The organism is Flavobacterium kayseriense (assembly GCF_014305095.1).
In the GTDB taxonomy this organism is placed as follows: domain Bacteria; phylum Bacteroidota; class Bacteroidia; order Flavobacteriales; family Flavobacteriaceae; genus Flavobacterium; species Flavobacterium kayseriense.
Map to the genome: position 1 here is coordinate 83,670 of NZ_JACRUI010000003.1, position 25,448 is coordinate 109,117.

Annotated in this window: 25 protein-coding genes; 5 read left to right on the top strand and 20 right to left on the bottom strand. The window is 32.7% G+C overall.

Annotated features, from left to right (window positions below; genetic code table 11):
* Positions 1 to 78 precede the first annotated feature (78 nt).
* The 13 genes from H8R22_RS09660 to H8R22_RS09715 all read right to left on the bottom strand — a co-directional run bounded on the left by H8R22_RS09660 (position 79) and on the right by H8R22_RS09715 (position 12,179).
* Positions 79 to 1,299 carry an efflux RND transporter periplasmic adaptor subunit gene (locus H8R22_RS09660; protein ID WP_225876011.1) on the bottom strand — a complete coding sequence of 407 codons (1,221 nt, stop codon included), beginning with the start codon at positions 1,297 to 1,299 and terminating at the stop codon, positions 79 to 81.
* Positions 1,299 to 2,546, bottom strand: coding sequence for an efflux RND transporter periplasmic adaptor subunit (locus H8R22_RS09665; protein WP_113634455.1), 1,248 nt, complete (start codon positions 2,544 to 2,546; stop codon positions 1,299 to 1,301). The genes H8R22_RS09660 and H8R22_RS09665 overlap by 1 nt, the downstream gene beginning before the upstream one ends.
* Positions 2,547 to 2,548: 2 nt before the next feature.
* On the bottom strand, positions 2,549 to 3,802 hold the full coding sequence (locus H8R22_RS09670; protein ID WP_187010235.1) for a TolC family protein: 1,254 nt from the start codon (positions 3,800 to 3,802) through the stop codon (positions 2,549 to 2,551).
* Entirely contained in the window at positions 3,789 to 5,726 is a 1,938-nt protein-coding gene (locus H8R22_RS15680; RefSeq protein WP_187010236.1) for an efflux RND transporter permease subunit, read from the bottom strand. The genes H8R22_RS09670 and H8R22_RS15680 overlap by 14 nt, the downstream gene beginning before the upstream one ends.
* Positions 5,727 to 5,737: 11 nt before the next feature.
* Complete coding sequence (locus H8R22_RS15685; RefSeq protein WP_187010237.1) at positions 5,738 to 7,018, bottom strand: efflux RND transporter permease subunit; 1,281 nt, start codon at positions 7,016 to 7,018, stop codon at positions 5,738 to 5,740.
* A 15-nt stretch (positions 7,019 to 7,033) separates the two neighbouring features.
* Positions 7,034 to 7,600 carry a DUF3347 domain-containing protein gene (locus H8R22_RS09685; protein WP_187010238.1) on the bottom strand — a complete coding sequence of 189 codons (567 nt, stop codon included), beginning with the start codon at positions 7,598 to 7,600 and terminating at the stop codon, positions 7,034 to 7,036.
* A gap of 23 nt (positions 7,601 to 7,623) precedes the next feature.
* Positions 7,624 to 8,082 (bottom strand): heme-binding domain-containing protein, encoded by a 459-nt coding sequence (locus tag H8R22_RS09690; protein ID WP_187010239.1) that lies wholly within the window; start codon positions 8,080 to 8,082, stop codon positions 7,624 to 7,626.
* Between the two features lies 1 nt (position 8,083).
* Complete coding sequence (locus H8R22_RS09695; protein ID WP_086453000.1) at positions 8,084 to 8,818, bottom strand: DUF3347 domain-containing protein; 735 nt, start codon at positions 8,816 to 8,818, stop codon at positions 8,084 to 8,086.
* A gap of 190 nt (positions 8,819 to 9,008) precedes the next feature.
* Positions 9,009 to 9,518 carry a heavy metal-binding domain-containing protein gene (locus H8R22_RS09700; protein ID WP_187010240.1) on the bottom strand — a complete coding sequence of 170 codons (510 nt, stop codon included), beginning with the start codon at positions 9,516 to 9,518 and terminating at the stop codon, positions 9,009 to 9,011.
* A 220-nt stretch (positions 9,519 to 9,738) separates the two neighbouring features.
* Positions 9,739 to 10,425, bottom strand: a complete 687-nt coding sequence (locus tag H8R22_RS09705; RefSeq protein ID WP_225876012.1) for a YVTN family beta-propeller repeat protein — start codon at positions 10,423 to 10,425, stop codon at positions 9,739 to 9,741.
* 3 nt (positions 10,426 to 10,428) lie between these two features.
* Positions 10,429 to 10,791 carry a YncE family protein gene (locus H8R22_RS15615; RefSeq protein WP_225876013.1) on the bottom strand — a complete coding sequence of 121 codons (363 nt, stop codon included), beginning with the start codon at positions 10,789 to 10,791 and terminating at the stop codon, positions 10,429 to 10,431.
* Positions 10,792 to 10,811: 20 nt separating this feature from the next.
* Positions 10,812 to 11,657, bottom strand: coding sequence for a DUF3347 domain-containing protein (locus H8R22_RS09710; protein WP_086452988.1), 846 nt, complete (start codon positions 11,655 to 11,657; stop codon positions 10,812 to 10,814).
* Between the two features lie 153 nt (positions 11,658 to 11,810).
* Positions 11,811 to 12,179 carry a hypothetical protein gene (locus H8R22_RS09715; protein WP_086452989.1) on the bottom strand — a complete coding sequence of 123 codons (369 nt, stop codon included), beginning with the start codon at positions 12,177 to 12,179 and terminating at the stop codon, positions 11,811 to 11,813.
* A gap of 1,227 nt (positions 12,180 to 13,406) precedes the next feature.
* On the opposite strand from H8R22_RS09715, the gene H8R22_RS09720 reads away from it, so the two are divergent.
* The 5 genes from H8R22_RS09720 to H8R22_RS09740 all read left to right on the top strand — a co-directional run bounded on the left by H8R22_RS09720 (position 13,407) and on the right by H8R22_RS09740 (position 17,750).
* The gene (locus H8R22_RS09720; protein ID WP_086452991.1) at positions 13,407 to 13,769 is read left to right on the top strand and encodes a heavy-metal-associated domain-containing protein; all 363 of its coding nucleotides are present in this window, start codon (positions 13,407 to 13,409) and stop codon (positions 13,767 to 13,769) included.
* A 27-nt stretch (positions 13,770 to 13,796) separates the two neighbouring features.
* The gene (locus H8R22_RS09725; protein WP_113634453.1) at positions 13,797 to 14,285 is read left to right on the top strand and encodes a TlpA family protein disulfide reductase; all 489 of its coding nucleotides are present in this window, start codon (positions 13,797 to 13,799) and stop codon (positions 14,283 to 14,285) included.
* Between the two features lies 1 nt (position 14,286).
* Entirely contained in the window at positions 14,287 to 14,814 is a 528-nt protein-coding gene (locus H8R22_RS09730; protein ID WP_225876014.1) for a heavy-metal-associated domain-containing protein, read from the top strand.
* Positions 14,815 to 14,816: 2 nt separating this feature from the next.
* The gene (locus H8R22_RS09735) at positions 14,817 to 15,623 is read left to right on the top strand and encodes a hypothetical protein (protein WP_187010241.1); all 807 of its coding nucleotides are present in this window, start codon (positions 14,817 to 14,819) and stop codon (positions 15,621 to 15,623) included.
* Between the two features lie 156 nt (positions 15,624 to 15,779).
* Complete coding sequence (locus H8R22_RS09740; RefSeq protein ID WP_187010242.1) at positions 15,780 to 17,750, top strand: protein-disulfide reductase DsbD family protein; 1,971 nt, start codon at positions 15,780 to 15,782, stop codon at positions 17,748 to 17,750.
* A gap of 237 nt (positions 17,751 to 17,987) precedes the next feature.
* Here H8R22_RS09740 and H8R22_RS09745 read toward each other — a convergent pair whose 3' ends face one another.
* The 7 genes from H8R22_RS09745 to H8R22_RS09775 all read right to left on the bottom strand — a co-directional run bounded on the left by H8R22_RS09745 (position 17,988) and on the right by H8R22_RS09775 (position 25,421).
* Positions 17,988 to 20,084 carry a heavy metal translocating P-type ATPase gene (locus H8R22_RS09745; protein ID WP_187010243.1) on the bottom strand — a complete coding sequence of 699 codons (2,097 nt, stop codon included), beginning with the start codon at positions 20,082 to 20,084 and terminating at the stop codon, positions 17,988 to 17,990.
* Positions 20,085 to 20,120: 36 nt separating this feature from the next.
* Positions 20,121 to 20,588: an MgtC/SapB family protein gene (locus H8R22_RS09750; protein WP_187010244.1), complete on the bottom strand. Its 468-nt coding sequence runs from the start codon at positions 20,586 to 20,588 to the stop codon at positions 20,121 to 20,123.
* Positions 20,589 to 20,614: 26 nt separating this feature from the next.
* Positions 20,615 to 21,013 carry a SpoIIAA family protein gene (locus tag H8R22_RS09755; protein WP_187010245.1) on the bottom strand — a complete coding sequence of 133 codons (399 nt, stop codon included), beginning with the start codon at positions 21,011 to 21,013 and terminating at the stop codon, positions 20,615 to 20,617.
* 55 nt (positions 21,014 to 21,068) lie between these two features.
* Positions 21,069 to 21,938, bottom strand: coding sequence for a bestrophin family protein (locus tag H8R22_RS09760; RefSeq protein WP_187010246.1), 870 nt, complete (start codon positions 21,936 to 21,938; stop codon positions 21,069 to 21,071).
* 61 nt (positions 21,939 to 21,999) lie between these two features.
* The gene (locus H8R22_RS09765; protein ID WP_187010247.1) at positions 22,000 to 23,961 is read right to left on the bottom strand and encodes an LTA synthase family protein; all 1,962 of its coding nucleotides are present in this window, start codon (positions 23,959 to 23,961) and stop codon (positions 22,000 to 22,002) included.
* Positions 23,962 to 24,240: 279 nt separating this feature from the next.
* Entirely contained in the window at positions 24,241 to 24,873 is a 633-nt protein-coding gene (locus H8R22_RS09770; protein ID WP_051536680.1) for a phosphatase PAP2 family protein, read from the bottom strand.
* A 290-nt stretch (positions 24,874 to 25,163) separates the two neighbouring features.
* Entirely contained in the window at positions 25,164 to 25,421 is a 258-nt protein-coding gene (locus H8R22_RS09775) for a heavy metal-binding domain-containing protein (protein ID WP_187010248.1), read from the bottom strand.
* Between the last annotated feature and the right edge of the window lie 27 nt (positions 25,422 to 25,448).

The following is a 25,448-nucleotide window of genomic DNA, read 5'->3' on the forward strand; positions in this document are numbered from 1 at the left end:
GCAGATCGAATATAATATTATTTTTGAACACGTGCCGTCTCAATAATACTATAGGTATGTGTCATTTCTTTCTAAACACTACATTTTCATTCCCTCCATAGGATCATTTCCTTTTCGGAATTTATATTCGCTATTTATGGCATACGCTCCAGTGATGACTACTTTTTTAGATGGATCCATTTCTGATTTAATTTCAATCATCCCATTGGTTTCTACTCCTGTTTCCACCATTATGCTTTCAAATACTCCTGGTCTTTTTTCAATCCAGATGTAAGAAGCATTTTCTTCCCTGATTACAGCATCAGTAGGTATGAATACTCCTTTTATATTGGATTGTGTCAATCTTGCAATTGCCTGCATTCCGGGTTTCAACAGCAAGTTTTGATTGGGCACTTCCATTCGAATTAAAAGCAGACGAGTATCTGGATTTATTTCAGGATTGATAAAAGAAACTTGCGCATTTATGGTTTTATCAGGAAAATCGGAAAATGTAATTTGGGCTTTTTGTCCTATTTTTAGATTCTTGGCATAGTTTACGTTTACCTGTGTTTCTAACCAAAGACTGTTTAAATCCGCCAATTTAATGATGGGGGAACCTTCCATTGCATAACTGCCTTCTGTGGTACTTATTTCCGATATTGTTCCACTGGCAGTGCTATAAAAAATGGTATAAGGAGAAACTTCCTTACTGGTTTTTATACTTTCAATCTGGGCATTGGTTAAACCAAAGAACAACAGCTTTTGTTTAGCTGCATTGAGCATATTTCGGGCATTCTTTCCAAAATCGCCAGGCATTGCGAGTTGTTTGTATGCCGTAAAATAATCCTGTTTAGCAATAGCAATATCTTCGCTATACAATTGATATACGGCTTGGTTTTTAGCCACATAATCACCAACGGTCTTGAAATACAACTTTTCAATTCTTCCCATTGCTCTTGAAGAAATGGTTTTGATTTTCTCTTGATTAATTGTCAGGACTCCCGTATAATTTTGCTCTAAACTGCTTTGGGTTTCTGAAATAGTTTGGGTAGTGATATTTCCCAGCTGTATTTGCTGTTTACTCAAACTTATTTCGTTTGCCTCTGTATCATCTTGTTTTATTGGGGTTAACTCCATATGGCAAATAGGGCATTTTCCGGGTTTGTCTTCCTTGACTTGTGGATCCATTGAGCAAGTGTAAAATGTTGTTGCTGCACTCTTATTGTGTTTGCTATGGTCTTCTTTTTCTTTAGTATTACAAGCCACCATTACCATAAATAGTATTGATAGTAAACTTATTTTTTTTATTGTCTTCATCATTATTCGGTTTTAATAAAGCTTTCGCTGTCAATTAAATATTGTGCGTTTTTGGCAATGGTGTCTTTTACTGAAATACCTTCCATAATTTGGATAAAATCATCTATTTCAATTCCTGTTTTTATGGACGATGCCTTAAAGCCATTCTCCATTTTTAAGAAAACTATTTTCTTGTTTCCAATACTTACCATTGCCTGTTTTTGAATCCAAATTCCTTTTACGGCATTTGTTTTCACTGCGCCTTGCAATCGCAAACCAACTGGTAATTTCAATTTATTGTTATTTAAATAAACTCGAATTCTATTGGTTTTATCAGCTGCGTTTAATTGTGTTTCGACAAAATTTATTTTTGCATCCATAAATTCATCTTTGTCAAGTTCGGAAGTAATTCTGATGGATTGATTGGCTTTGATTAGACTATTGTATCCTTGGATAACATTGAATATTCCCCATACTTTATCCGTATTTAATAGTTTAAAAATGACTTCTCCCTTTTTTATATAACTCCCTTCTTTAACATTCAAAACTTCAGTGTTGTTATTCGCACTTTGCATCACAGGAATAGTTGTATTATCCATCGTTGCTGTTCCATCAATAATCCCGGAAGCAGGACTATAAATTGTTATTAGCGGGTTTACTTTTTTGGAATTAGACAGCGCATTTATTTGATTTTGAGTCATTCCATAAAGCAACAATTTTTGTCTGGACGCATCAATAATCGAAGGATTTTCAACATCATTAATGACCATATAAATGAAGTTTTGTTGTTCCGTCAGTAATTCAGGGCTGTATAAATCAAATAGTTTTTGTCCTTTATTTACTTTTTGATATTTATAATTGACATACATTCGCTCAATTCTTCCGCTCATTCGAGCTGCAATATTTACCGATGAATTGGGATCATACCCCACAATTCCTGGTAGATTTATTTCACTGCTCAAAGTAGTGTCTATTGCCGTTGTCGTTTGATAATTTCCTACTATAAAATTGTCGGTAGGTTTTATAAGATTGTCGATTGAATTATCTTCAACTGAATTATTCTCCGTTATTTTTTTTACTAAAGTCATTCCGCAAATGGGACAATTTCCGGGTTTATCTCTAATGATTTCCGGGTGCATCGAACAAGTGTAAACCTCGTTTTGATGCTCCATTTCCGAATGATTATCTGATTTTTTGGCAAAGAAATAGATTGCAATTCCGATAATGGAAATTCCAATAAGAGCTAAACCATACTTTATATACTTGTTCATAATTATTTGGTTTCTAATTGTTTTTCAATTTCTACTTGTGCTGCCAAAATATTTTGCAATTTATCTAAAGCATCAATTTGAGCCATATTTAATGCTTCCCAAGCATCGAGAGTGGCAAATAAATCACCGGTGTTATTTTGCCAAGCCAAAATTGCTGTTTCATAATTTTTCTTCAAAGCAGGGATAATACTTTTTTGGGCAACTTCGTATTGTTTTTTTAAAGCGTTCAATTCATTGCTCATACCCGAAATCATTCCTGTGGCTTCATTCAATATCATTTCTTTTTGCCAATTGAGACTTTCATTTTTAATATGATAACTATTGATGTTGGCTTTATTCATTTTGGTTGACCAAGGCATAGGAATGGTAATCATTCCCATTAAGGAGAACTGTTGAGGTTGTGTTCCAAAAGCAAACATATGGTCGTATTTTATACCAAACTCGGGCAATAATTTTGTTTTTTCGGCTGCAATTTTGAGCTGATTTATTTCCATCGTTTTTTCTATGGCTTTCACATCGCTTCGGTTTTTAGAAAGAGAAGTTGTATCTGATATTGCCAAATTAAAATCTTTTATTTCGTAAGTTTCATCAATTTCAAATGCAGTGTTTTTATCTCTTGCCATCAAGGTGTTTAGCATAATTCGCTTTTGGGAAATGTCATTTTGCAACATCAGAATCATACTTTCTAATGCACTATATTGCGATTTTGCTTTGTAATAAGTAGGCAATTTATCCATATTATACTGGTAGCGTATTTCCATACTTTTAATCATATAATCTAAAAGCAACAAATTATCATTGGCTATTTTTATTTTCTTATTTAAAACCAACCATTGATAATAATTTGTTTTTGCCAATGCTTTCAATTGATTAATTGTATAGTTTTTGTTTTCTTTTTCAACAGATGACATTGCATTCATAAGATTAAAATCAGCTTTTAATTTGGAAGCATTTGGTATCATTTGTGTAACGCCCAACATATAACTGCCCATTCCTGGGTTCATTTCATTTGCTTTCCACATTTTGGTGTTGTAGGGTGTCATAAAAAAACCTGTTTCCACTTGTGGAGACATCCAGCTTTTGGCTCCTTTTGCCGCTGCATCCATACTTTGAATATCGGCATCGTACATTTTTAATTGAGGATTATTTGTTTTGATGGTACTCAAGACATTATCCAAGGAAAGTGTTTGTGCTGCCAAATTAGTGGCGGTCAAAATCAAACAACTTATTGCTATATAAAATTTATTCTTTAACATCTATAAGATCTATTTTTCCTTTTGTTCTTAATTCTCGAAGTTTAACCATCTCAAAAACAATCGGTGTTACTAATAATACATAAATCGTGGAAGTAATGGTACCTCCAATTAGTGGAACAGTAATGGGAAGCATTATATCAGACCCTGTTCCAGTTGCCCAAAGAATAGGGATTAATCCAAATAATGAAACTGAAACCGTCATCAATTTTGGTCTTAACCTTTTGGCTGAACCATCAATAATATATTGTTTCAATATTTCTTCGGTTATGGTTTCCTTCGTGTTTCCGTACTTTTCTACCATTTTATTCATTGCTTCATTCAAATAGATGGTCATTAACATTGCCGTTTCGATTGCCATTCCAAACAGGGCAATAAAGCCAACGGCAACAGCAACGGATAAATTAATTCCATAAAAATAAACCATAAAAATGCCGCCAATTAAAGCAAAAGGTACTGTAATCATCGTGATTAACGCCTCTTTCATTGAGTGGTAAGTAAAATATAAAACAAGAAATATAATGATGATGACAATTGGCAATATTAAACTTAATGTTTTGTTGGCCCGGATTTGATTTTCCCATTGTCCGCTCCATTCCACATAATATCCTTTTGGCATTTTAGTCATCATTGCATTAAGTTTGTTCTGCGCCTCTTTTACAGTGCTTCCTAAATCACGTTCCCGAACGTTGAACAACACAGTGCCACGAAGCATTGCATTTTCACTATTTATCATTGGAGGGCCATCACTTATTTTTACATTAGCTACAGTTTCTAGTGGTATTGGACCAAAATCCATTGTTTGCACCTGTAGTTTTTTTAAGGCTTCAATGCTGTTACGGTATTCTTGTGCATAACGGGCATTTACAGAAAAACGCTGTCTTCCTTCGATAGTCGTGGTTAGTTTCATACCTCCAATTGAAGCTTCAACTACGTTATTTATATCGTCTATGGTCAATCCATATCTGCCAATAACATCTCTTTTCGCTTCAATATCAATATATTTTCCGCCTGTTATGGGTTCAGCATACAAATCTTTAACTCCAGAAGTTCCTTCCAATGCCTTTTTAATTTTTTGAGCCAAAACATTGATGGTGTCTAAACTTGCTCCGTAGATTTTGATTCCTACATCGGTTCTGATTCCTGTTGAAAGCATATTGATACGGTTGATAATAGGTTGCGTAAAACCATTGGTCACACCAGGGATTTGCAGTTTGTTGTTTATTTCCGTGATAATATCATTCTTGGTTTTGTCTTCTCGCCATTCTGCTTGAGGTTTTAGCAAAATAATGGTTTCAACCATACTTATTGGACTGTTATCAGTTGCCGTATTTGCCCTGCCTGCTTTTCCCAACACGTGAGCCACTTCGGGAATCGACTTAATCAATTTGTCTTGAACTTGAAGAATTCTCTTTACTTCGGAGTTGGATACATCGGGTAAGGTTACTGGCATAAACAGTACAGATCCTTCATCTAAAGGGGGCATAAATTCTGAACCTAAACGAGTAAACATTAATACACCAATCAGCAAGGCAATGATGTTGATGCCCAATACCGTTTTCCTCCATTTTAAACAAAAAATTAAAATGGGTGTATAAATGCTTTCCAATTTTTTGTTAATTGGATTTTTATTTTCTGGACGAAGTTTTCCTTTTAGTAAAAAACTAATTAGCACTGGTACAAGTGTAATGGCTAAAAAGGCATCAACTATCAGAATAAAAGATTTCGTCCAAGCTAATGGGCCGAATAACTTGCCTTCCATTCCAGTGAGAAGAAATACAGGTAAAAAGGATGTAACAACAATTATTGTTGAGTAGAAAACACCTGGACCTACTAATTTGGAAGAGCTTTCTATAAGCTTTAACTTCTCTTCGGAGGATAGTGGATCGTTTTCTTTTTTGAATATATTTTTAATTTTATTTTTCATCTTATTTCCAATTACTGATTATTATCCATTTCTTCCTGTTTCTCCGAAATTGTCCTGTATGCATTCTCGACCATTACAATTCCATCATCTACGACAACACCAATAGCCAGAGCAATACCAGTTAATGACATAATATTAGAAGAAATGCCAAATGCTTCGAGTAAAATAAAGCCGATGGCCACCGATATTGGTAATTGAATGAGTATAATCAAAGCACTTCGCCAATGAAAAAGAAAAAGTAGTACAACAATTGAAACGACAATCATTTCTTCGATTAGCGTTCCTTTGACTGAATCGATTGCTTTTTCAATCAATTCACTTCTGTCATAAGATGTTTTAAAAGTAACTCCTTCGGGCAATCCTTTTTCGACTTCTTTCATTTTCTCTTTTACTGCCGTGATTACTTTATCAGCATTTTCGCCATAGCGCATTACCACAATTCCGCCAACAACTTCACCAGTGCCATTTTCATCAAAAATACCTAGTCTCAAATCGCCACCCATTTGTATTGAACCAATGTCTTTTACACGTACCGGAATAGAATTATAATTCTTGATGGTAATGTCTTCAACATCTTTTACGTTTTTTATGTAGCCTAAACCTCGGATAATGTAGGCCATATTGCTCATTTCAAATTTTCGACCACCAACATCGTTATTGCTGGTCTTGACGGCATTCATCACTTCCATCATATTCACGTTATAGTATTGCATTTTCAAAGGGTCTAACACTAACTGATATTGTTTTTCAAAACCACCAAAGGATGCCACTTCGGCAACTCCCGGAACGGTTTGCAAAGCAAATTTCACATACCAATCTTGCAAGGCTCTTTGCTCTCCCAAGTCCATACCATTTGCATTTAAATGGTACCAAAAAACGTGACCAACACCTGTACCATCTGGTCCTAATGTCGGTACTACATTTTGAGGTAGTAATCGTTGGGCATAATTTAATCTTTCTAGAACCCGGGTTCTTGCCCAATATATATCGACATCATCTTCAAAAATGATATAGACAAAGCTCATCCCGAACATTGAGGCAGCACGAATATTTTTAATTTTAGGAATACCTTGCAGGTTTGAAACCAAAGGATAAGTTACTTGATCTTCCATTACTTGTGGGCTTCTTCCCATCCACTCCGTAAACACGATAACTTGATTTTCGGATAAATCAGGTATGGCATCAGTAGGGTTTTGTTGTACACTGTAAATTCCCCAAGCAAATAAGCTAGCAGAAACCAACAATACAACGGCTCGATTTCGTAGTGAGAATGTTATTAATTTTTCTACCATTATTTTTAATTTAGTTTAGTTAATTTGCTTTTTAACGCTCCCACATTTTAGCATTTTGCTTCCATAATAAGGGTTTTTCACTTCTTTGCTTGTGCTTAACCACGCACTTCCTTTATCATACATTGGGCAAAACTGCTCATATAATGGGTTTGCAGTTCCAGTAATGGCAAGCAAATCGGCCACATCTTTGCTCAATGTTTTGAAATGTTCTCTTTGATGATCGATAGGGCTTTTTACAATGTGTTCGGCGTGCTCGGTTGCATCTTCAATAATTTCGATAAGTTCCATTTGTTGCATACCTTTATAGGTTTTTCTATCAAATGCCTTTAGGGATACTATCAACTTTGACCCTGCTTGGGCAGCTTCTTTAGCATCATCATTTACCAAAGCATCTTTTAAATTCAAGTAATCACTTAAAATAGCCTCTGCTTTAGCATCGCTTTTTATAGTCATTTTGCTATGATCCATTTTCTTATTGTCCATTTTCATTGTGCTGTGGTTGTGGTTGTGTCCATCTTGTGCGTTCACATAGGTTACTGCTAACAATAGTATTGTTGCTATACTCATTTTTAATTTCTTCATCTTTTTTTATTTTTAAATATTAATTATAAACTGTCTTTTAGTTGTGAAATCCAATCCAATACTTCTTTTTTTTGAGTGGCTGAAAGGGTTGCGTTTTTATGGATCATAGTGTAGGACGACAAAGGCATTTCATCAGATTTTATTTGTTTGATGATAGCTTCTAATTTGTTTTCTTGTTTTCGCTTGGAGTACTTTCCAAATTCATTAAAGTTCAAATCCTTCTTACCATCTTTAATGTGTTCTTCCATAAAAAACCGTGCTGGCTGAATGTAAGAATATAATGGATAATTAGTATTGTTACTGTGACAATCGTAGCAAGATGTCCGTAAAATAGTTTCAACATTTTTAGGAACATCGTACATTTTTGTAAAATTTGCAGTTAATTCCTGCTCATAACTTTCATTACGAGCAGGTTGATATAACTGCATCAACAAAAAAATAACAAACCCGATTATGAGTATTTTCTTGATGATTTTTTTCATTTTATAATTGTTTTTTCATAGAACCACAAGTAAGCATTTTCGAACCGTAGTATGGATTTTTTATTTCTTTGCTTTCACTTATCCAAATAGCCCCTTTTCCTTCATTATACATAGGACAAAAATCTTGATATAGTTTTTGTTTTGCTCCAAATATTTTTATCAAATCATTCACATCTTTACTCAACATCGCAAAATGTTCTCTTTGGTGGTCAATTTTCCCACCATTATCACCAATGTGTTCTGCCTGTTCTTTAGCATCATCAGAAATATCAATATATTCTGTTTTCAATTTTGGATCTATTGCATTGGTATTAACTTTATTGAAAGTTGCATATAATGCTTTACCCGCATTGGCTGCTCCTTTTGTATCGTCTTTTGTGAGTGCGTTTTTGAGTTTTAAATAGCCAGAGATTATTTCGCTTGTTGAAAATGTTGTTTGGGTAACCGATGTAGCTTCAGTATTAACTTCAACTGTTGTTGTATCATTATGACTATGACTACCATCAGTATGATCATGAGCTGCTTCATTTTGTACAACTGGTTCGGTTAATTCCATTCCACATTTTGAACATTTTTCACCTTTTTTTCCTGTAACCTCTGGGTGCATAGGACACGCGTATAATTGCGAGGTACTCTCTGTTGTTTCCGAATTAGTTGTTGCAGCTTCTTTATTTTTTTGATTACAAGAAACTAGTACAAATGCCATCGCTATGGCTGAAAGGATTAGATTTTTCATTTTATTATTTTTTTTAATTGATATTGTTGGTATTTGCAACATTTTTTGATGAATATTTTTTTGAAAACCCATTTTTATATAGAAATTAATTTTTTCGTTTTATAGGGTCATTAAAATCATTGCATCCTTATTATTGGTATCATGTGCATTGAATTAAACTAAAAGGAAATTTAAAATTTATGCGACTGGATTATTTTTTCTTACCCTCCGTTTTAGTCATTTCCATTCCACATTTAGGACATTCCCCCGGTTTGTCAGAAGTTGAGCCATCCATTGGACAAACATATTTTGTTACAATTTTAGTTTTAGGTTGACTGCCTTTTGTAGCGTGAGTATCTATCTTTTCGGTAATTTTTACCATTCCAGTTCCACATTTAGAACATTTCCCTTCGGTATCAGAAGTTGAGCCGTCCATTGGACAAACATATTTTGTTACAATTTTAGTTTTAGGTTGACTGCCTTTTGTAGCGTGAGTATCTATCTTTTCGGTAATTTTTACCATCCTAGTTCCACATTTAGAACATTTCCCTTCGGTATCAGAAGTTGAGCCGTCCATTGGACAAACATATTTTGTTACAATTTTAGTTTTAGGTTGACTGCCTTTTGTAGCGTGAGTATCTATTTTTTCAGTGGTTTTTACCATTGTCATTCCACATTTGCTACATTTTCCTTCTATTAAACTCACTTCTTCTGGATGCATTGGGCAAGTATAAGTTGTTTTTTGAGCTTACTTTTGCGAAGATTTTGTAGCTTCTTGAGCTGATGCTACTGTGCTAACTGCTAAGAATACGCTTAGTACGATAATTAGATTTTTCATTTTTTACAGTTTTAATTAATTGTTTATAATATTAACACTGATCAATTGCAAGCCATTTTAATCGTTTATCAAATTTACATTTGATATTTTAGAAATTAATAGTTTACATTTTTATTACAACCCCATTTGGTTTTTTACCAACATTGATTGTTTTAGTAACGGTATGATTGGTAACATTTACAACAGAAACTGTATTTGCTGTTTGGTTGGTTACATAGGCAGTGTTTCCGTCCATAGTGAAAGAAATTGCGTGAGCACCAGCACCCGTATTAAAAGCGCCACCGTGCATCCACATCATCATACCAGCATCCCAAGTCCAATAATGTACTTTTCCATTCATTGGATCTGAAACCCATAATTCGCTTTTTGTTCCGTTGTGTGAGGCAATTCCGGGCATAAATCCTAAAATAATAGTTTGGTCAACGGCATTTGTAGCTACATTTATAACAGAAATAGATTGTCCGTCTTCGTTATCAACATACATTTTACCATCTGTACCAGTCCAAGCTCCAACAGGATTGTTACCAACTGTAACCGTTGCAACTACTGATTTTGATGCTACATTGATTACTGAAACGTTATCATCATCGCCATTAGCAACATAGGCTTTTGTCCCGTCCGAAGAGAAAGTTAATTCTGCAGGCATCATACCTACAGTAATTGTACTTTTCAACGCATAAGTTGTAGCGTCATACACCAATACTTTTCCGTTCATATCCATTTGAGGCACCCAAATTTCTGTACCATTTGGAGAATAAATAGTATTGTGGTTCATTACAGGTAAACCCATTTTTTAAACAATTGAACCAGTTGTTGCATCAATAACAACAAGTTTACCCGACATAGTTCCTGTCACTGCGTGTCCTGCGCTTAAATCCATTCCCGGAACTCCAATTGCAAGATGATTTGAATGTGAAGAAATATGGTGTGGCCACATTATCATATCTGTATCGGTTCCCATCAATGGAATAGTTCCTGTAACTTCATTAGTTGATAATTTGATTACTGAAATTGTTGCATCTTCACCATTGACAACATACGCTGCTGGATAATTAACGTTTAATGCTGCATTTGTCATATCCATATTATCATCTTTATTACAAGATGATAAAAGTATTGCTCCAATTATTGATGCGGTAAAAGATATATTCTTCATTTTTTAAAGTTTTAATTTTATTATTTTATTGTTTCTACTGTTTTACCACAACTCAACATTTGTGATCCGTAGTAAGGATTTTTAATTGTATTTTCTTTACTTAACCAATTGGCATCTTGCATCGGGCAATATTGATAATAAACCGGTTCAGTAAATTTTGAAACTTTTATCAACTCATACGTATTTTTAGATAATGATTTGAAAAGTTCTCTTTGCTTTTTGATATCCTGTGTTTCAGAAATATTTTTTGCATCAGCAGTTAAATCTTTATAAACTTTCATCCAAGTCATATGTACATCCATTTTCAATGTTTCCATTTTTACGACAGTGATTGCGGTTAATAAATCTTTTGACTTTGCAGAAGCCATTTTACTATCTGTTTTTACCAAGGCATCTTTCAATGAAAAATAATTATCGAAAACTGGTTTTAGTTGGTCTGTTCCTTGGTTTTCAGTCATTGTAGAATGGTCGTTCATTTCCATTTTAGTTTCTTCGGATTTTGTTTCCGTTTTTACTGCAACTTTTGCTTCACGATCGTATTGACAACATCCCGGAAGTTTTGAATATGCAGCATCTGGAGCAAGGAATTTTTCGCTATCATAACCCGCAAGTGCAATACGTTTTAAGATTTCATCTTGATTGGTTTTTTTAGCATCATAAGTAAGCGTAGCCATTTTGGTGTCTTTATTCCAATCAACATTCGCAATTTTCTTGAGACTTCCTGCTTTTTCTATGGTGGTTTCGCACATTCCACAATTCCCGAATATTTTTACGGTTTCAGTTTTAGCGTTTTTGATTTGCGCATTAGACACTGTGAATGATAGCAATAGAGTTATTGCCATCACTATTTTTTTTAGTGATTTCATTGTAAAATAATTTTAAATTGAATTAGTTAAACAAGAACAAAATGACAGCACAACAAAGCCAGCCTTTTGAAAATGAAATTAACTGAGAAAGTAAATGATTTAAAGCAATAATTGCTTTTGATTTGACACAATTATGGCTATCAAATTTAAAATTTAGCCTATTTTTGGTATAAGCCATAAAGAATTGAAACCAGAAGAAATGGAGGTTTCGTAATTGTAAAAATTTTGTTTTTCTGAAAAGAAATTAAAAATATTTTTATTAAAGTTCAATTCATTAATAGAAACAGATGTGTTGCAAGAAGAAGCACAACCACATTTAGAATGGCTGCATTTTCCTCCACAACCTTTATGATTTTTATTCTTCGAATGATTATCACCTTCGCAACAATCTTTTTTATCTGTTTTAGAAGAGATTTCTTTTTTGCAAGATTGTTTTTCTGAATTGTTTCCACACGCAAAAGTTACCATTGGCATCAAGAAGAAGCCAAGTACAACGATTAATAAAATGTGAAACTTTTTCATTTGTATAGAAAATCTAATATTGGACGAAGTTAGAGAAATAATCTTAATTTTCAATAAAGACTTGTTAAAAAAATTTCATCACTACTATTTTGTTTTGATTTATATTCTCATTAAAAGTATTATTAGGGAAGCAAATAGATGAAGACTAAACTACTTAAATCTTTGTTATGAGTGTTAATCTCATCTATGTAAAAATTTAAATCATATAAATGGATTAATTCCTCATTATTATCTGGTATTTGAGCCAGTTGATATAAATTTTAGTTTTTCAGGAAAACTATTATATCGAAATTTTGAGTTTTCTCATCATAATCTAAAGTTAGAAATTTGAATTCACTAGCTTTTAATGTAATTTCATGGAAGATATATGACTATTCAAATCCATCGATAATTTTATCAATTCTTTCCGTTTGTGGAATAAAAGCGATGAATTTCCAGTTCTTCAGTTGGGATACGTTATCAATTAACTGGTTTCATAATCAACAATTATATTTCTTTTAATTTGTAAAAATTACTAATCTACATGTTACAAGTGTTCAGTAAATTAAAAACGATCTTTTAGTCCTAAAAACAAAAATACTGATTATCAATTAATTAAACTGTTTTTATTTCAGCGGGGTGTCACTAAACATAATTGAAGAATCAATTATAATAGAACATTTACAAAAAAATTAACATTCGAGTCAGCTAATAAAATTGTAGATTTGTGCCCAGTATGACAAAAAAGTTCTACATATTGCTACTCGTTATGCTTGGTTTTCTTTTGGGACCAACGCTTACTTATGCGCATGGGACAAAAAAAGAAATGCCATGTTGTAAAAAAGAATTTACAGTAAAAGACTGTTGCAAGAAAAAAGATTCTAATAAGAAAGAACACAATTGCGATAATAGCTGTGTAGGTAATTCTTGTGGTTGCCCAACTGCTTACTGCGGTTATTCCTCGATACTTTCTTTCCAAACAGAAAATAATTCTCTTTTTAGTTTTTCAGAAAGGAAACAAAATTACTATTATTCAGAAATCTTTATTTCTTCAGATTTCCGTTCTATCTGGCTTCCACCTAAAATAAGCTAGATTCATTTCCTGACAGTTACAAATCTGTCTAATCCAAAGCCTGTTTTATGGCTTAAAAAATCATTAAATATTAATCCAATCAACGCTATTCATAGCTCTAAATACTATGGTTTCTGTCATGCTCTAGGATTAATTCATTCAAAATTATAAAAACAATGAACTCAATAAAAAAATTATTGATGGCAATGACTCTATTGCTATCAGTCACTTTCGCCAGCGCGCAAATAAAAAACAAAACAACTGAAACCGTAAAAATCAATGGTAATTGTGGCATGTGCAAAAAAACTATTGAAACGGCTGCAAACATTGATAAAGTTGCCAAAGTAAATTGGGACACGAACACCAAAACCGCTACAGTTACCTACGATACTAAGAAAACCAATCTTGATGCCATACTAAAACGTGTTGCAGATGCTGGATATGACAATGAAAAATTTAGTGCCCCAAATGCTGTTTACGATGAATTGCATGGATGTTGCCAATATGATAGAGAAGCAAGTCCTAAAAAAGCGGAGTAATCATAATCAATCATTTAAATTAATTTCATGTTCAAAATAAAAAATATAATCACATTACTCTCCCTGATAGCAACTGTTTCTATAGCAAGTGCACAAATAAAAATAGGAGATTCTTTTCCAGATGTTCAGCTTCAAAACAATAAGAACGCTACAGTTAAACTAAATACTTTTAAAGGAAAAACAGTTTTGGTAGATTTTTGGGCATCATGGTGCGCACCTTGCCGAATGGCTAACAAAAAATTGGTAAAAATGTATGACCAATACAAAGGTCAGAATTTTGAAATTGTTGGAATTTCAATTGATATCGATAAATCAAAATGGTTAAAAGCCATTGAAAAAGACAAAATGAAACACCAGCAATTAATCGACCCGAAAGGTTTTGATGCCAAAACGGCTGTGGCTTTTGGAGTTGAAGCACTGCCTGAAACCTATCTTTTTGATGCATCAGGAAAACTGATTGCCATAAACCCAACCGAAGCACAAATAATTGCTCAAATCAAAAAAAACAAAAAATAAAATGAAAACATTACATATAAAATTCGTAGCCGCTACACTTTTAGTATTATTAACTGGTGTAAAATCATATTCTCAAATCACTAAAGCCGAAATAATGGCAACAGGATTAACTTGCTCTATGTGTTCTAATGCTATAAACAAACAGTTAAAATCCTTAACTCAAGTTGATAGTATTGGTACCGATTTAAACACCAATACCTTTACTGTTTACTTTAAGAAAAACAATACATTACAACCTAAAGTGTTGAAAAATGCGGTTGAGAAAGCTGGTTTTTTTGTAGGTTCTATGGTCTTGACCGCAAAGTTTGATACTCCAAAAATTGAAGATAATGCAACAGTAAAAATCGATGATGTTACGTATACTTTTATAGATACTAAAAACGCAGTAGCTGATACAGAAGCAAAATTCAGAGTTTTGGATAAAGGTTTTGTAACCCAAAAAGAGTATAAAAAACTAATTAAATCATATTCAAAATATCCTGGTTATGCCACGGAAAATGAAAATGATTATTATTTAAAAGCCTTATAAAAATGAAATATCTATCAATTGTTTTCTTATTACTTGTTTCATTCAAAATAGATGCACAGGAATTATTTGTAGTAACCGAACCCGCTAGTAATGTTCCGGCGGGTTCTATTGGGGTTCGGGTTGGTCAATCTCTTATGAAAAATCAACTGGAAAGTGGGTCTATGTATAATTTAACGCCCGAAGTTACTTGGGGAATAAATAAAAATATCATGGTTCGTACCTCAGCTTTTCTTAGTAACCAAGAAAATGGATTGGGACTTAAAGGTGGTGGTTTTTATGCTAAATATCGTTTCTTTTCTGTAGATGATTTACAAAGTCATTTTAGGATGGCTGCCTTTGGACGATACAGTTATAATAACTCTTTTATTAATCAGGAAGCTATAGACTTAATGGGAGGAAACTCTGGTTACGAAGCTGGTCTGGTAGCTACTCAGTTAATCCATAAAGTTGCCATAAGTTCTTCTGTAAGTTACGCGCGGGCACTTAATAACAGTGATTATAGCTTTCCGGATTTTTTGGGTAACAGCGCAGTAAATTATACGTTCTCAGTAGGGAAATTAATGTATCCAAAAAAATATACAAGTTTTAAACAAACCAACATTAATGCAATGTTGGAATTTACCGGACAAACGATAACCGAAAACGGAAAATCATATCTGGATGTAGTTCCTTCGATTCAGTTTATCATTAACAGTCAGGCGAGAATTGACCTTGCATACAAAAAAGAATTGTATAGCTCGATGCAACGTGCCACATCTGATGGTGTTTTCTTAAAATTGGAATATACTTTTTTTAATGTGACCAAATAAATTACTCCGCCAATATTTTAATTTAAATCTAAAGTTCATAAAAAATAAGTGTTTCGATGGCAAAATCCATCGAAACACTTACTATGGCTTATCGCGAAATGGCACGTATAAAATCAAATTATCACCAGAACAAATCGTTCTGATTAAACTTATAAAATGAAGAAAATCTTTTATTTATTGCTCTTGGGCTTTGTTTTTGTCAAAGCCCAGGCACAGATTATAAATCCTGTGAAATGGGAACCTATAATCGAGAAGAAATCCACCTCAGAATATGTGCTTACTTTTAAAGGAAACATCGAAACAGGTTGGCATGTATATTCTCAATTTACACCCGAAGATGGTCCGCTTCCTGCCGAATTCCTTTTTCATGATAGTAAAAACAATTATGAACTTATTGGAAAAGCAACCGAAAGTGAAACCAAACGTGAGTTTAATGAAATCTTTGGTGTCGATGAAATCTTCTTCTCAGACAAGGTTGTTTTTACTCAACTAATTAAACAAACTAATCCCGAAAAAGAAACAATACAAGTAGAGCTTTCTTACCAAGTATGCAAGGAGAACTGTATTAGCGAAACAAAATACTTTGAGTTTAATCTTAAAACGCTTGAAGCAAAAGAAATCCAAGCTGCGGATATTGTAAATGAGAAAACTACTAAAACTGATGCGAATTCCACAATAGAAAAACAACCAGAATCGAAAGAATCTGATTCGAGTTTATATATGATTTTCTTTATCGCTTTCTTATCTGGTTTTGCAGCCTTGCTTACTCCTTGCGTATTTCCTATGATTCCCATGACGGTAAGTTTCTTTACAAAACAAAGTAAAACCAAAGCCAAAGGGATCAAAAATGCGATTATTTATGGTATTTCGATTATCTTGATTTATGTATTTTTGGGAACAGTAATTACCTTAATTTTTGGTGCCGATGCACTAAATGCATTATCTACCAATGTATGGTTTAATGTTATTTTCTTTGTATTATTAGTTGTATTTTCGTTATCATTTTTAGGTGCTTTCGAAATCATGTTACCTAATTCTTGGGCAAATAAGGTAGACCGTCAAGCGGATAAAGGTGGAATATTAGGAATCGTATTCATGGCATTGGCTCTTGCAATCGTTTCCTTTTCTTGTACCGGACCAATTATAGGAACTTTACTGGTTGAAGCAGCTTCCAAAGGAGGTATCGCACCAATTGTAGGAATGTTAGGTTTTTCTTTTGCTTTAGCATTACCCTTTATGTTATTTGCCATGTTCCCAGGTTGGTTAAATACATTACCAAAATCTGGCGGATGGTTAAATACAGTAAAAGTATTTTTAGGTTTTATAGAATTAGCTTTAGCATTTAAATTCTTGTCTAATGCCGATTTAGTATTGCAATTGCACTGGTTTGAAAGAGAAATATTTTTAGCCATTTGGATAGCGATATTCGGTACTTTGGCATTCTACTTATTCGGAAAGATAACTTTGCCACATGATTCTCCTTCATCTTCTATTTCGGTAGGACGATTATCTATCGGGTTGGTGGTATTGGTATTTACAATTTATCTTATTCCTGGTTTATGGGGCGCACCTTTAAAACTTATTAGTGGTTTCCCTCCACCTATGACCTATAGCGAATCTCCATATGGTGTAGGAGGTTCCAACAGAGAATCTACATCAGCAATAGCATTACCAGACGGCGCACATAAAGGTCCACACGACATTGTTGCCTTTACAGACTATGAAAAAGGATTAGCTTATGCTAAAACAGTAAATAAGCCAATCCTTTTGGATTTTACAGGATTTGCTTGTGTGAATTGTAGAAAAATGGAAGATTATGTATGGTCAGATCCTCGCATTTTACAAATCTTGAATAATGAAGTTGTTCTGATCTCACTATATGTTGATGATAAAAGAGAATTACCAATCAATGAACAGTATATTTCAAAAGAAACTGGTAAAAAGATAAAATCAATAGGTAATAAATGGAGTGATTTCCAAATCACTCGTTATAAAGCAAACGCTCAGCCGTATTATATCATATTGGATACAAAAGAGAAAAGTTTAAACCAACCAGTTGGATATATGCCAGACATTACTGAATATGAACAATGGCTGAAATATGGCATTAAACAGTTTCAAAAATAGAAAAAAGCTGTCTAAAAATGATTTGGACAGCTTTTTTTATAACGCAATATTTTTAGGGTTAAAAATAATAACTTTTAAAATACTTTGATTTTATTGGGTAATGGTTCTAGTCTCTAATGAGAAAAAATCTTGTAGTGTAGATGGTTCTTGTTGTGCAGGAGGAAAAACACCTCCAAAAAAATCATAAATATTTTAAAGAGCGTCCCTATTAATGGACGCTTCTTATTAATATCAGATTTAAAACTTCATTCGCTGTATTCTAACTGCATTCAAAATAGCTAATAAAGCCACACCAACATCGGCAAAAACAGCTTCCCACATGGTGGCTAAACCTCCGGCACCAAGAACCAAAACAACTGCTTTTACAGCGAATGCTAATCCAATGTTCTGATACACTATTTGTTTTGTTTTTTTACCAATATTTATAGCTGTAAAAATTTTTGTAGGCTGGTCATTTTGAATAACAATATCTGCAGTTTCAATAGTGGCATCGCTTCCTAAACCACCCATTGCAATTCCGGCATCGGCAAGGGCAACCACTGGCGCATCGTTTACGCCATCTCCAACAAAGGCAATTTTTAAGTTTTGAGATTTTAATTCCTCGACTTTTTCTACTTTGTTTTCAGGCAATAAATCGCCATAAGCCTGATCTATATTTAATTCTTTGGCAACAGCATCAACGACGGCTTGTTTATCTCCCGAAAGCATTACGGTTTTGATGTTTATTTTATGCAAACTTTCGATAGCTGTTTTTGCATCTTCTTTTATTTCGTCAGCAATTAGAAAGTATCCTGCATATTTTTGATTGATGGCAATAACTATTATTGTAAATGGTGTGTTGTCGATTTCAGCATCGTAACTGATATTGAATTTCTTCATTAATTTTACATTTCCTGCCAATATTTCTTTTCCTTCTACATTACCTTTCAATCCGTGTCCTGCAATTTCTTCGACATCGGTAACTGTTACCTCTTTTTCTGAACCTTTGGCATATTCAATAATAGCAGTTCCTACCGGATGTGTGGATTTGGTTTCTAATGCTGCTGTGAATTTTATTAAATCAGCTTCCGGAATATCAACGGCTACCACTTTTTGCACTTTGAAAACACCTTTGGTCAGCGTTCCTGTTTTATCCATAACGACTACTTGAATAGATGCCATTATATCTAGAAAATTCGAGCCTTTTACTAAAATTCCATTTTTACTTGCTGCACCAATACCTCCAAAATATCCCAAAGGAATAGAAATTACTAACGCACACGGACAGGAAATTACCAAGAAAACTAAAGCTCGGTACAACCAATCGCTGAAAACGTAGTTTTCGACAAATAGCATTGGAATTAAACAAATTGCAATTGCTAAAAACACAACTATTGGAGTGTAAATTTTAGCAAACTTTCTAATAAATAGTTCTGTAGGTGCTTTTTTAGCTGTTGCATCCTGAACCATTTCCAAGATTTTTGAGAGCTTACTATCAGAATAAGCAGTTGTAACTTCGACTTGAACAACAGTATTTAGGTTAATCATTCCGGCAAGAACGGTTTCTCCTTTTTGTTTTGTATCGGGTTTGCTTTCACCTGTTAAAGCAGATGTATTTAAAGAAGCATTGTCTGAAAGTAATTTTCCGTCGAGTGCTAGTTTTTCTCCTGGGCGTAATTGAATAATTTCTCCGATAGTAATTTCAGAGGCTTTTTTTGAAATGGTATTTCCTCCTTGAATTACTGTAGCGGTATCAGGTCTTTGATCCAATAATAATTTGATGTTGCTTTTTGCTCTTTGAACTGCCAATGTCTGAAATACTTCGCCAACAGCATAAAACAGCATTACAGCAACTCCTTCAGGATATTCGGAAATAGCGAATGCTCCGATTGTAGCAATACTCATTAATAGGAATTCTGAAAAGATTTCGCCTTTACGTATGCTTTCAAAAGCTTCTTTTATTACCGGAAAACCCACAGGAGCATAAGCTACTACATACCAAGCAATACGCACCCAGCCAGTGAACCAAGTTTGTGGAAAATAATTATCAAAACCAATAGCAATGAGTAATAGCACAAAACTTATAACTGCTGGCAAGAACATTTGAAACGTCGTTTGATTACCGCCTGAATGGTCGTGTCCGTCATCATCCGAATGCTCATCGTGATTGTGCTGGTTCTTTACTATTTTTTTAACCTTTGTATCATCGTGTTCGATGCTACAACAGCTTTCTTTTTTAGATTTCTTTTTTACCTGCTTATCTGCTATTTTATTTATTTTTTCTTCTTGTGAACAGCAAGTCATTTTGCCTTGAGCATCATAAGTGTGCTTGTGTTTTGGATCTGTATTTTTCATTTTTAAATCATTTTAAATTAATTAAGAATATTTTATTTAATCATTTTCGTTTTCCTTACCGTGTTTTTTTATCATATTTTGCTTCCATTTTATATACCATTTTTGATGGTGTAATGAAAGTAGAAAATACAACGCACAGGCACCTATTACAGCTATAATAAACATATCTAGTCCTACCGCAACACCAACTGCTGATGTACACCATACGGTTGCGGCTGTTGTTAATCCGTGTGATGTTCCTGCAGTAGAATTGCGATAAATAATTCCAGCACCTAGAAAACCAACGCCTGTTACAATATTTGCAATTACTCTTGAAGTATCCGCTGGGTTATTTACCAAATGGGCTGTAATAGCTGTAAACAAGGTTGCGCCAATGCATACGGCTGCATACGTTCTTATTCCTGCATCTTGACCGTGTTTTTCTCTATCTAAACCAATAAATCCTCCTAATAAAAAGGAGACAATCAGTTTGGAAACAATAATTAATTCTGCATTTATATCCATAAGCCTATGTATATTTTTTTATTTGGTTATAGTTTCGTTTCTTGGACATTATTTATAATCCATTCTTTAGCTTTTTCTTTTTCAGATAATTCAAAATATCTCAAATTTGCCTTTGTAAAAGGTTTCATTATTGAAAGCATACACTTTTCCCATTTTTTATCGCCCACAATTGCAATAGTCTCTATATCATCGGAGTGAGTAAATTTCATATTACCATAATTAATTTCAATTATACCGTCTTCCCAAAAACCAGTTGAATTTGAGATTGAACCATCATCCATTTCAAAATACCAGCGCACTTTTTTACCTGTATTTATAATATTATGAATAAACGGATGAATTTTTTCATAATCTTTTATACCCAATAAGTCGTTGGCTTTTGTAGCTATAATATTCTCTCCGGTAAAATCTAAAAGCTGTAACATAATTCAACTATTTTTAAAGTTTAGAACTCTTTAATTCCTTAAAATAACTCTTAGCTTACATGATGTAAAACGATTTTGGCTTTTCTACAATTGGCAAATCTGTATCGCCTATCAATTCTTTAATATTTATTTCTATTGTTATTGCAAGACTTGTCATTGGAATGTCGGTTGTTACATTTTCGAACGGATCTTGTAATATAATTGCCGTTCGTTCTATGGCTATAAATATTATAGGTATCAAAGCTGTTAAAAATATTTCTACTAAAACATATATATCATCTAACCCAAATGGTAAAAGCGTGGCAAAAACATAAATAAAAAAATGTACCAATAAGCTGTATGATTTTGGAAAAACGGTGTTTTTAATACGTTCGCATTTTCCCATAGAGTCGCACAAGCGACTTAAAGTACTGTCAATCTGTATTTGCTTGAAATCGCTAATTTCTAGTTTAGATAGTGCTTCACTATGTTGATTAATTATTGCATTTGGGATGTTGTTTTTTGATAATTTATGTTCTTTAACATAGTCGTATACTTTTTTTGAATACGATAATTTTCGCAACGATTCTCCTAAAACATAACACCAAATTATTTGACGGTACGCAAAATCCTGCACAATTTTAGTGTCTTTTTCTGGTAAAAATTGCTTTACTTGACGTATTAAAGTTCTTGAATCGTTTACTATTGCACCCCAAATTATTCTTGCTTCCCACCATCTTTCATAAGCTTGGGCTGTTCTAAAAGCCAGTAATAATGATAATGCAGTTCCGATTATGGCACTCATAGCAATTGGTATTTCTATTTTTGACAGAAAACCGTACTGGTCAGCAATTCCTACTACTATAGCATAGATTAGAATGGCAGTTATGTCAAATTTTATTTGTTTCAAAAATGTGAATATTGATATTCTTTTATTTAATAGCATAAATTAATTTTTTAATTATTTAGACAAAATCCATCTAGAACAAAAACATAATCATTTATAATTAATTACTTTGTTTCATCTTACCATTTTTGAATCGTTCACTCGCAGTTTGGTAATAAGAAACAGTTAATTTTTCTAAATCAATTAAATTTTTATTTTCTATTTTTTTCATTATTTTCTTTTCTGCATCCCATATATAATTATTTACTTTTTTTCGGTCATTTATTTCTGTAAAATATTTATTCTTTAATAATCCTAATGTTCTATAATTTCCAATTAAAGCTCTTTCTTCATTAGGTTTCATTATATTAATATCTTTGCCATAAAGTTCTGTTTGATAATTCCAATTCAAATATCCAAATACTGTTGGCATTAGGTCAATTTGCGATACAAGTTTATTGATTTTTTGTTTTTGATTATTCAAATTGTAAATCATTGCTGGAATATGATGATTTTCAATATTTATTTCCCATTTACCAGCACTATTGGCACAATGGTCAGCAACAATTACAAAAATTGTATTTGAAAACCAAGGTTTTGTTTTCGCTTTTTTGATATATTGTCCTAAAGCAAAATCAGTATATTTTACTGCACTTTCTCTACTTCCTTGTACCATATTTATTCTTCCATTAGGAAATGAATAGGGTTTATGGTTAGATGTTGTCATTATAAATTGAAAAAAAGGTTTGTTTTTTTTTGAATTTATATTGGCATATTTTATAGATTGAGTATAACTATCTTCATCACAAATTCCCCAAGCATTTTCAAATGTTACTTCGTTGTCTTCTATTGCAAATCGTTTTGTTTTAATATTATCAGATAGCGGATTTCCTCTGTTTCTATCTATTATATTAAACCCTTGACCGCCAAAAAAAGTGTTCATATTATCAAAATAGCCATCGCCTCCATATATAAAACTTAAATCATAATTTTTCTTTTTTAATATCGTAGCTATTGAAAATATACTTTCATTATTTGGTCTTCTTACAATACTGTTTCCTGGTGTTGGTGGAACGCAGAGTGTGAGTGCTTCCATACCTCGAACAGTTCTTGTACCTGTAGCATACATATTAGTAAAGAATATGCTGTTTTTTGCTAATGCTTCATAATTAGGTGTTAGATTTTGTTGGTTTCCAAATTGTTTTAAAAAATCGGCACTAAAACTTTCAATAGCAATTAAAACTATGTTAGGGGCTTGTTCTTTTGAGCCACTTACGTTTCTTGTAATCGCATCTTTTTCTTGATTTGTAAATTCTTGATTGTTTTGAAGCAATTCCTTTTTTACTATTTTATATGCTTCTTTGTTAGGCAATGTTTTATAAAATGTTGTATAATCTAACTCGTTTGAATGCAATGCTGAAAAAAAAGAGAAAACACCATTTTTGCTTAATTCATTTTCATAATTATTGATACTCCATTCTGCAAGTTTATTTTTTGCAAAAAAAGCGAAAAGTAATGTTACTAGTAATAAAGGTAAAACATTAAAAAGCCTTTCTTTAAATTTTGGTTTTTCTGTGAATGTTTCCCTAAAAACATTTTTCTTCTTATAAATGACATATATAATGAAGATTAAAGTAAATAGAACCAAAATTATTAATGGGATTGGATAGGATTGATTTATATTTTCAAAAACTTCATAAGTATATATTAAATAATCAACAGCAATAAAGTTAAACCTTGTATTGAATTCCTCCCAAAATGGAAATTCCGCAACAAAAGAAAAAATACTAATGAATAGTAAAATACCCATTAAAAAATAAGTAATTACCTTATCAAGTATGCTACCGACAAGTTTTGAAGGTAAAGCAAGTAGATATGAATAATAAATTGTAGAAAAAAACAAAGCTACTGATAGGTCAAAGAAAAATCCTAAACTGAAAATTTTGATAATTGAAATAAGAGAAAAATCAATATCATCAAATGATAAAGCATAAAGGGAAATTCTTATCCCGAAAGAAATCAGAACATAAGTTGATATAAATGAATATAGTAATGAAAATCGTTTGTTAAATATATTTTTCATTTTTTTAAATTGTATTTTTAGTTATGAGAATCCAGAGACCATTTCTCCTTCATCTTTTATTAAAAGAAATATACTTCCTAAAAGCATTGCCTAATCGATTCTACTGCCTTGAAATAGTTTTTAAAATCATCAATGATACTGGCAGTTTGGGATAGGTTTAAGTTTTTTAAAGACTTCATTGCAGATGTTGGGTATTTCTTTCGTTTTAGAATGTTTGTAATCTTTTTATTTTTACTATATATAAAACATAAGTATTTGATTTTAAATAAAAAGAACTATTTATTCCCAAAGTTGTGGGATTTTTTTCCTCTGTTTTTTATTAACCCATTTATTCAATTTGTAGGAAAGATAAGCTGATCCGCTTCCTATGATTGCGCCAGCTAAAACGTCACTTGGATAGTGAACACCCAATACCATACGAGAATAGCTTACTGCACTTGCCCACGCAAACGAAGGAGCAATAATGTACCATTTTGGATACGCCATACTCAAGGAAGTGGCAGTTGCAAAAGCTAAAGAAGCGTGCCCTGATGGGAAAGAAGGTCCGGTTGCTGTTGTAACTTGCTCAATATCTGGATAAGTTACAAATGGTCGTTCTCTATTTACTGTTTTTTTTAAAGCAAATGTTATAAATCCTGAAGCCAAAAAGGCTTCTCCAATAAAAATAGCTTTCTTTTTGACTGTACTATCTTTCATTATCAATCCGACAGAGTACATAATAATTGGAGTTCCAATACTTACAGGAGCTAGACTATTTGTAATTCCTTTTAATGCTGGATCCAGTGATTTGTTCCTATTATGATTTATGTTTCTTAAAACATCAATGTCTAAATTCTGGGCATTTGCAAAATTTATGCAAAAAAACAACACCACTAAATTGGTTATTTGTAACAAATTTATTTTGTTTTTCATTCTTCTGTCTTTTTAATCAAAGTTTTTATAATGCAAATGAGTACAGAAAATAATACTCATTTATGTTCTGTTTTTTAATGCTTGTGCTCTAGATCGTGCGAATAGCCGTGTTCTTAATCTTCGGCAGACATTTCTTTCGCTTTAGCGTTTATGAACATCATCAAAATGATTTTCTGAATCATTGTGAGTAGAACAACCTGATTGTTTGTTTGGTGATTTATTTTTTCTTCCTGTCTGCACCAAAGCTGTTTACTGTTTGCATCGTATTTGTGTTGGTGTTTCTTTTTTAGTTATTTATGATTATGTTCTAAATGGTTTTTATTTTCTTCGTGTTCAATTTTTATTAATGACATTTTGCAAACAGGACATTTTCCAGAAATGTCATAAAATTTCCCTTTTTCACATTTCATAGGGCATTCGTAGACTATCATATGGGCTTCTGCCTTTTTGTGAATATGAACCTTTTGTACTTTTTTCTCTTCTTTACAGGAAAAAATAATCGTCATTATTGCAATATTTATAATTCCTAGTATGATTAATTTTTTCATCAAATTAGATTTAAAATGTTTCTTAAA

What these genes read in the sequence shown, in the direction of transcription:
- H8R22_RS09700 (WP_187010240.1), bottom strand. Translation starts at nt 9,518, where the DNA reads ATGCATCCAGAAGAAGTGAGTTTAATAGAAGGAAAATGTAGCAAATGT.
- H8R22_RS09740 (WP_187010242.1), top strand. Translation starts at nt 15,780, where the DNA reads ATGAAGAAAATCTTTTATTTATTGCTCTTGGGCTTTGTTTTTGTCAAA.
- H8R22_RS09660 (WP_225876011.1), bottom strand. Translation starts at nt 1,299, where the DNA reads ATGATGAAGACAATAAAAAAAATAAGTTTACTATCAATACTATTTATG.
- H8R22_RS09725 (WP_113634453.1), top strand. Translation starts at nt 13,797, where the DNA reads ATGTTCAAAATAAAAAATATAATCACATTACTCTCCCTGATAGCAACT.
- H8R22_RS09705 (WP_225876012.1), bottom strand. Translation starts at nt 10,425, where the DNA reads ATGGGTTTACCTGTAATGAACCACAATACTATTTATTCTCCAAATGGT.
- H8R22_RS15680 (WP_187010236.1), bottom strand. Translation starts at nt 5,726, where the DNA reads ATGAAAAATAAAATTAAAAATATATTCAAAAAAGAAAACGATCCACTA.
- H8R22_RS09695 (WP_086453000.1), bottom strand. Translation starts at nt 8,818, where the DNA reads ATGAAAAATCTAATCCTTTCAGCCATAGCGATGGCATTTGTACTAGTT.
- H8R22_RS09665 (WP_113634455.1), bottom strand. Translation starts at nt 2,546, where the DNA reads ATGAACAAGTATATAAAGTATGGTTTAGCTCTTATTGGAATTTCCATT.
- H8R22_RS09735 (WP_187010241.1), top strand. Translation starts at nt 14,817, where the DNA reads ATGAAATATCTATCAATTGTTTTCTTATTACTTGTTTCATTCAAAATA.
- H8R22_RS09685 (WP_187010238.1), bottom strand. Translation starts at nt 7,600, where the DNA reads ATGAAGAAATTAAAAATGAGTATAGCAACAATACTATTGTTAGCAGTA.
- H8R22_RS09690 (WP_187010239.1), bottom strand. Translation starts at nt 8,082, where the DNA reads ATGAAAAAAATCATCAAGAAAATACTCATAATCGGGTTTGTTATTTTT.
- H8R22_RS09750 (WP_187010244.1), bottom strand. Translation starts at nt 20,588, where the DNA reads ATGGATATAAATGCAGAATTAATTATTGTTTCCAAACTGATTGTCTCC.
- H8R22_RS09720 (WP_086452991.1), top strand. Translation starts at nt 13,407, where the DNA reads ATGAACTCAATAAAAAAATTATTGATGGCAATGACTCTATTGCTATCA.
- H8R22_RS09775 (WP_187010248.1), bottom strand. Translation starts at nt 25,421, where the DNA reads ATGAAAAAATTAATCATACTAGGAATTATAAATATTGCAATAATGACG.
- H8R22_RS09745 (WP_187010243.1), bottom strand. Translation starts at nt 20,084, where the DNA reads ATGAAAAATACAGATCCAAAACACAAGCACACTTATGATGCTCAAGGC.
- H8R22_RS09730 (WP_225876014.1), top strand. Translation starts at nt 14,287, where the DNA reads ATGAAAACATTACATATAAAATTCGTAGCCGCTACACTTTTAGTATTA.
- H8R22_RS15615 (WP_225876013.1), bottom strand. Translation starts at nt 10,791, where the DNA reads ATGAAGAATATATCTTTTACCGCATCAATAATTGGAGCAATACTTTTA.
- H8R22_RS15685 (WP_187010237.1), bottom strand. Translation starts at nt 7,018, where the DNA reads ATGGTAGAAAAATTAATAACATTCTCACTACGAAATCGAGCCGTTGTA.
- H8R22_RS09755 (WP_187010245.1), bottom strand. Translation starts at nt 21,013, where the DNA reads ATGTTACAGCTTTTAGATTTTACCGGAGAGAATATTATAGCTACAAAA.
- H8R22_RS09760 (WP_187010246.1), bottom strand. Translation starts at nt 21,938, where the DNA reads ATGCTATTAAATAAAAGAATATCAATATTCACATTTTTGAAACAAATA.
- H8R22_RS09765 (WP_187010247.1), bottom strand. Translation starts at nt 23,961, where the DNA reads ATGAAAAATATATTTAACAAACGATTTTCATTACTATATTCATTTATA.
- H8R22_RS09670 (WP_187010235.1), bottom strand. Translation starts at nt 3,802, where the DNA reads ATGTTAAAGAATAAATTTTATATAGCAATAAGTTGTTTGATTTTGACC.
- H8R22_RS09710 (WP_086452988.1), bottom strand. Translation starts at nt 11,657, where the DNA reads ATGAAATCACTAAAAAAAATAGTGATGGCAATAACTCTATTGCTATCA.
- H8R22_RS09715 (WP_086452989.1), bottom strand. Translation starts at nt 12,179, where the DNA reads ATGAAAAAGTTTCACATTTTATTAATCGTTGTACTTGGCTTCTTCTTG.
- H8R22_RS09770 (WP_051536680.1), bottom strand. Translation starts at nt 24,873, where the DNA reads ATGAAAAACAAAATAAATTTGTTACAAATAACCAATTTAGTGGTGTTG.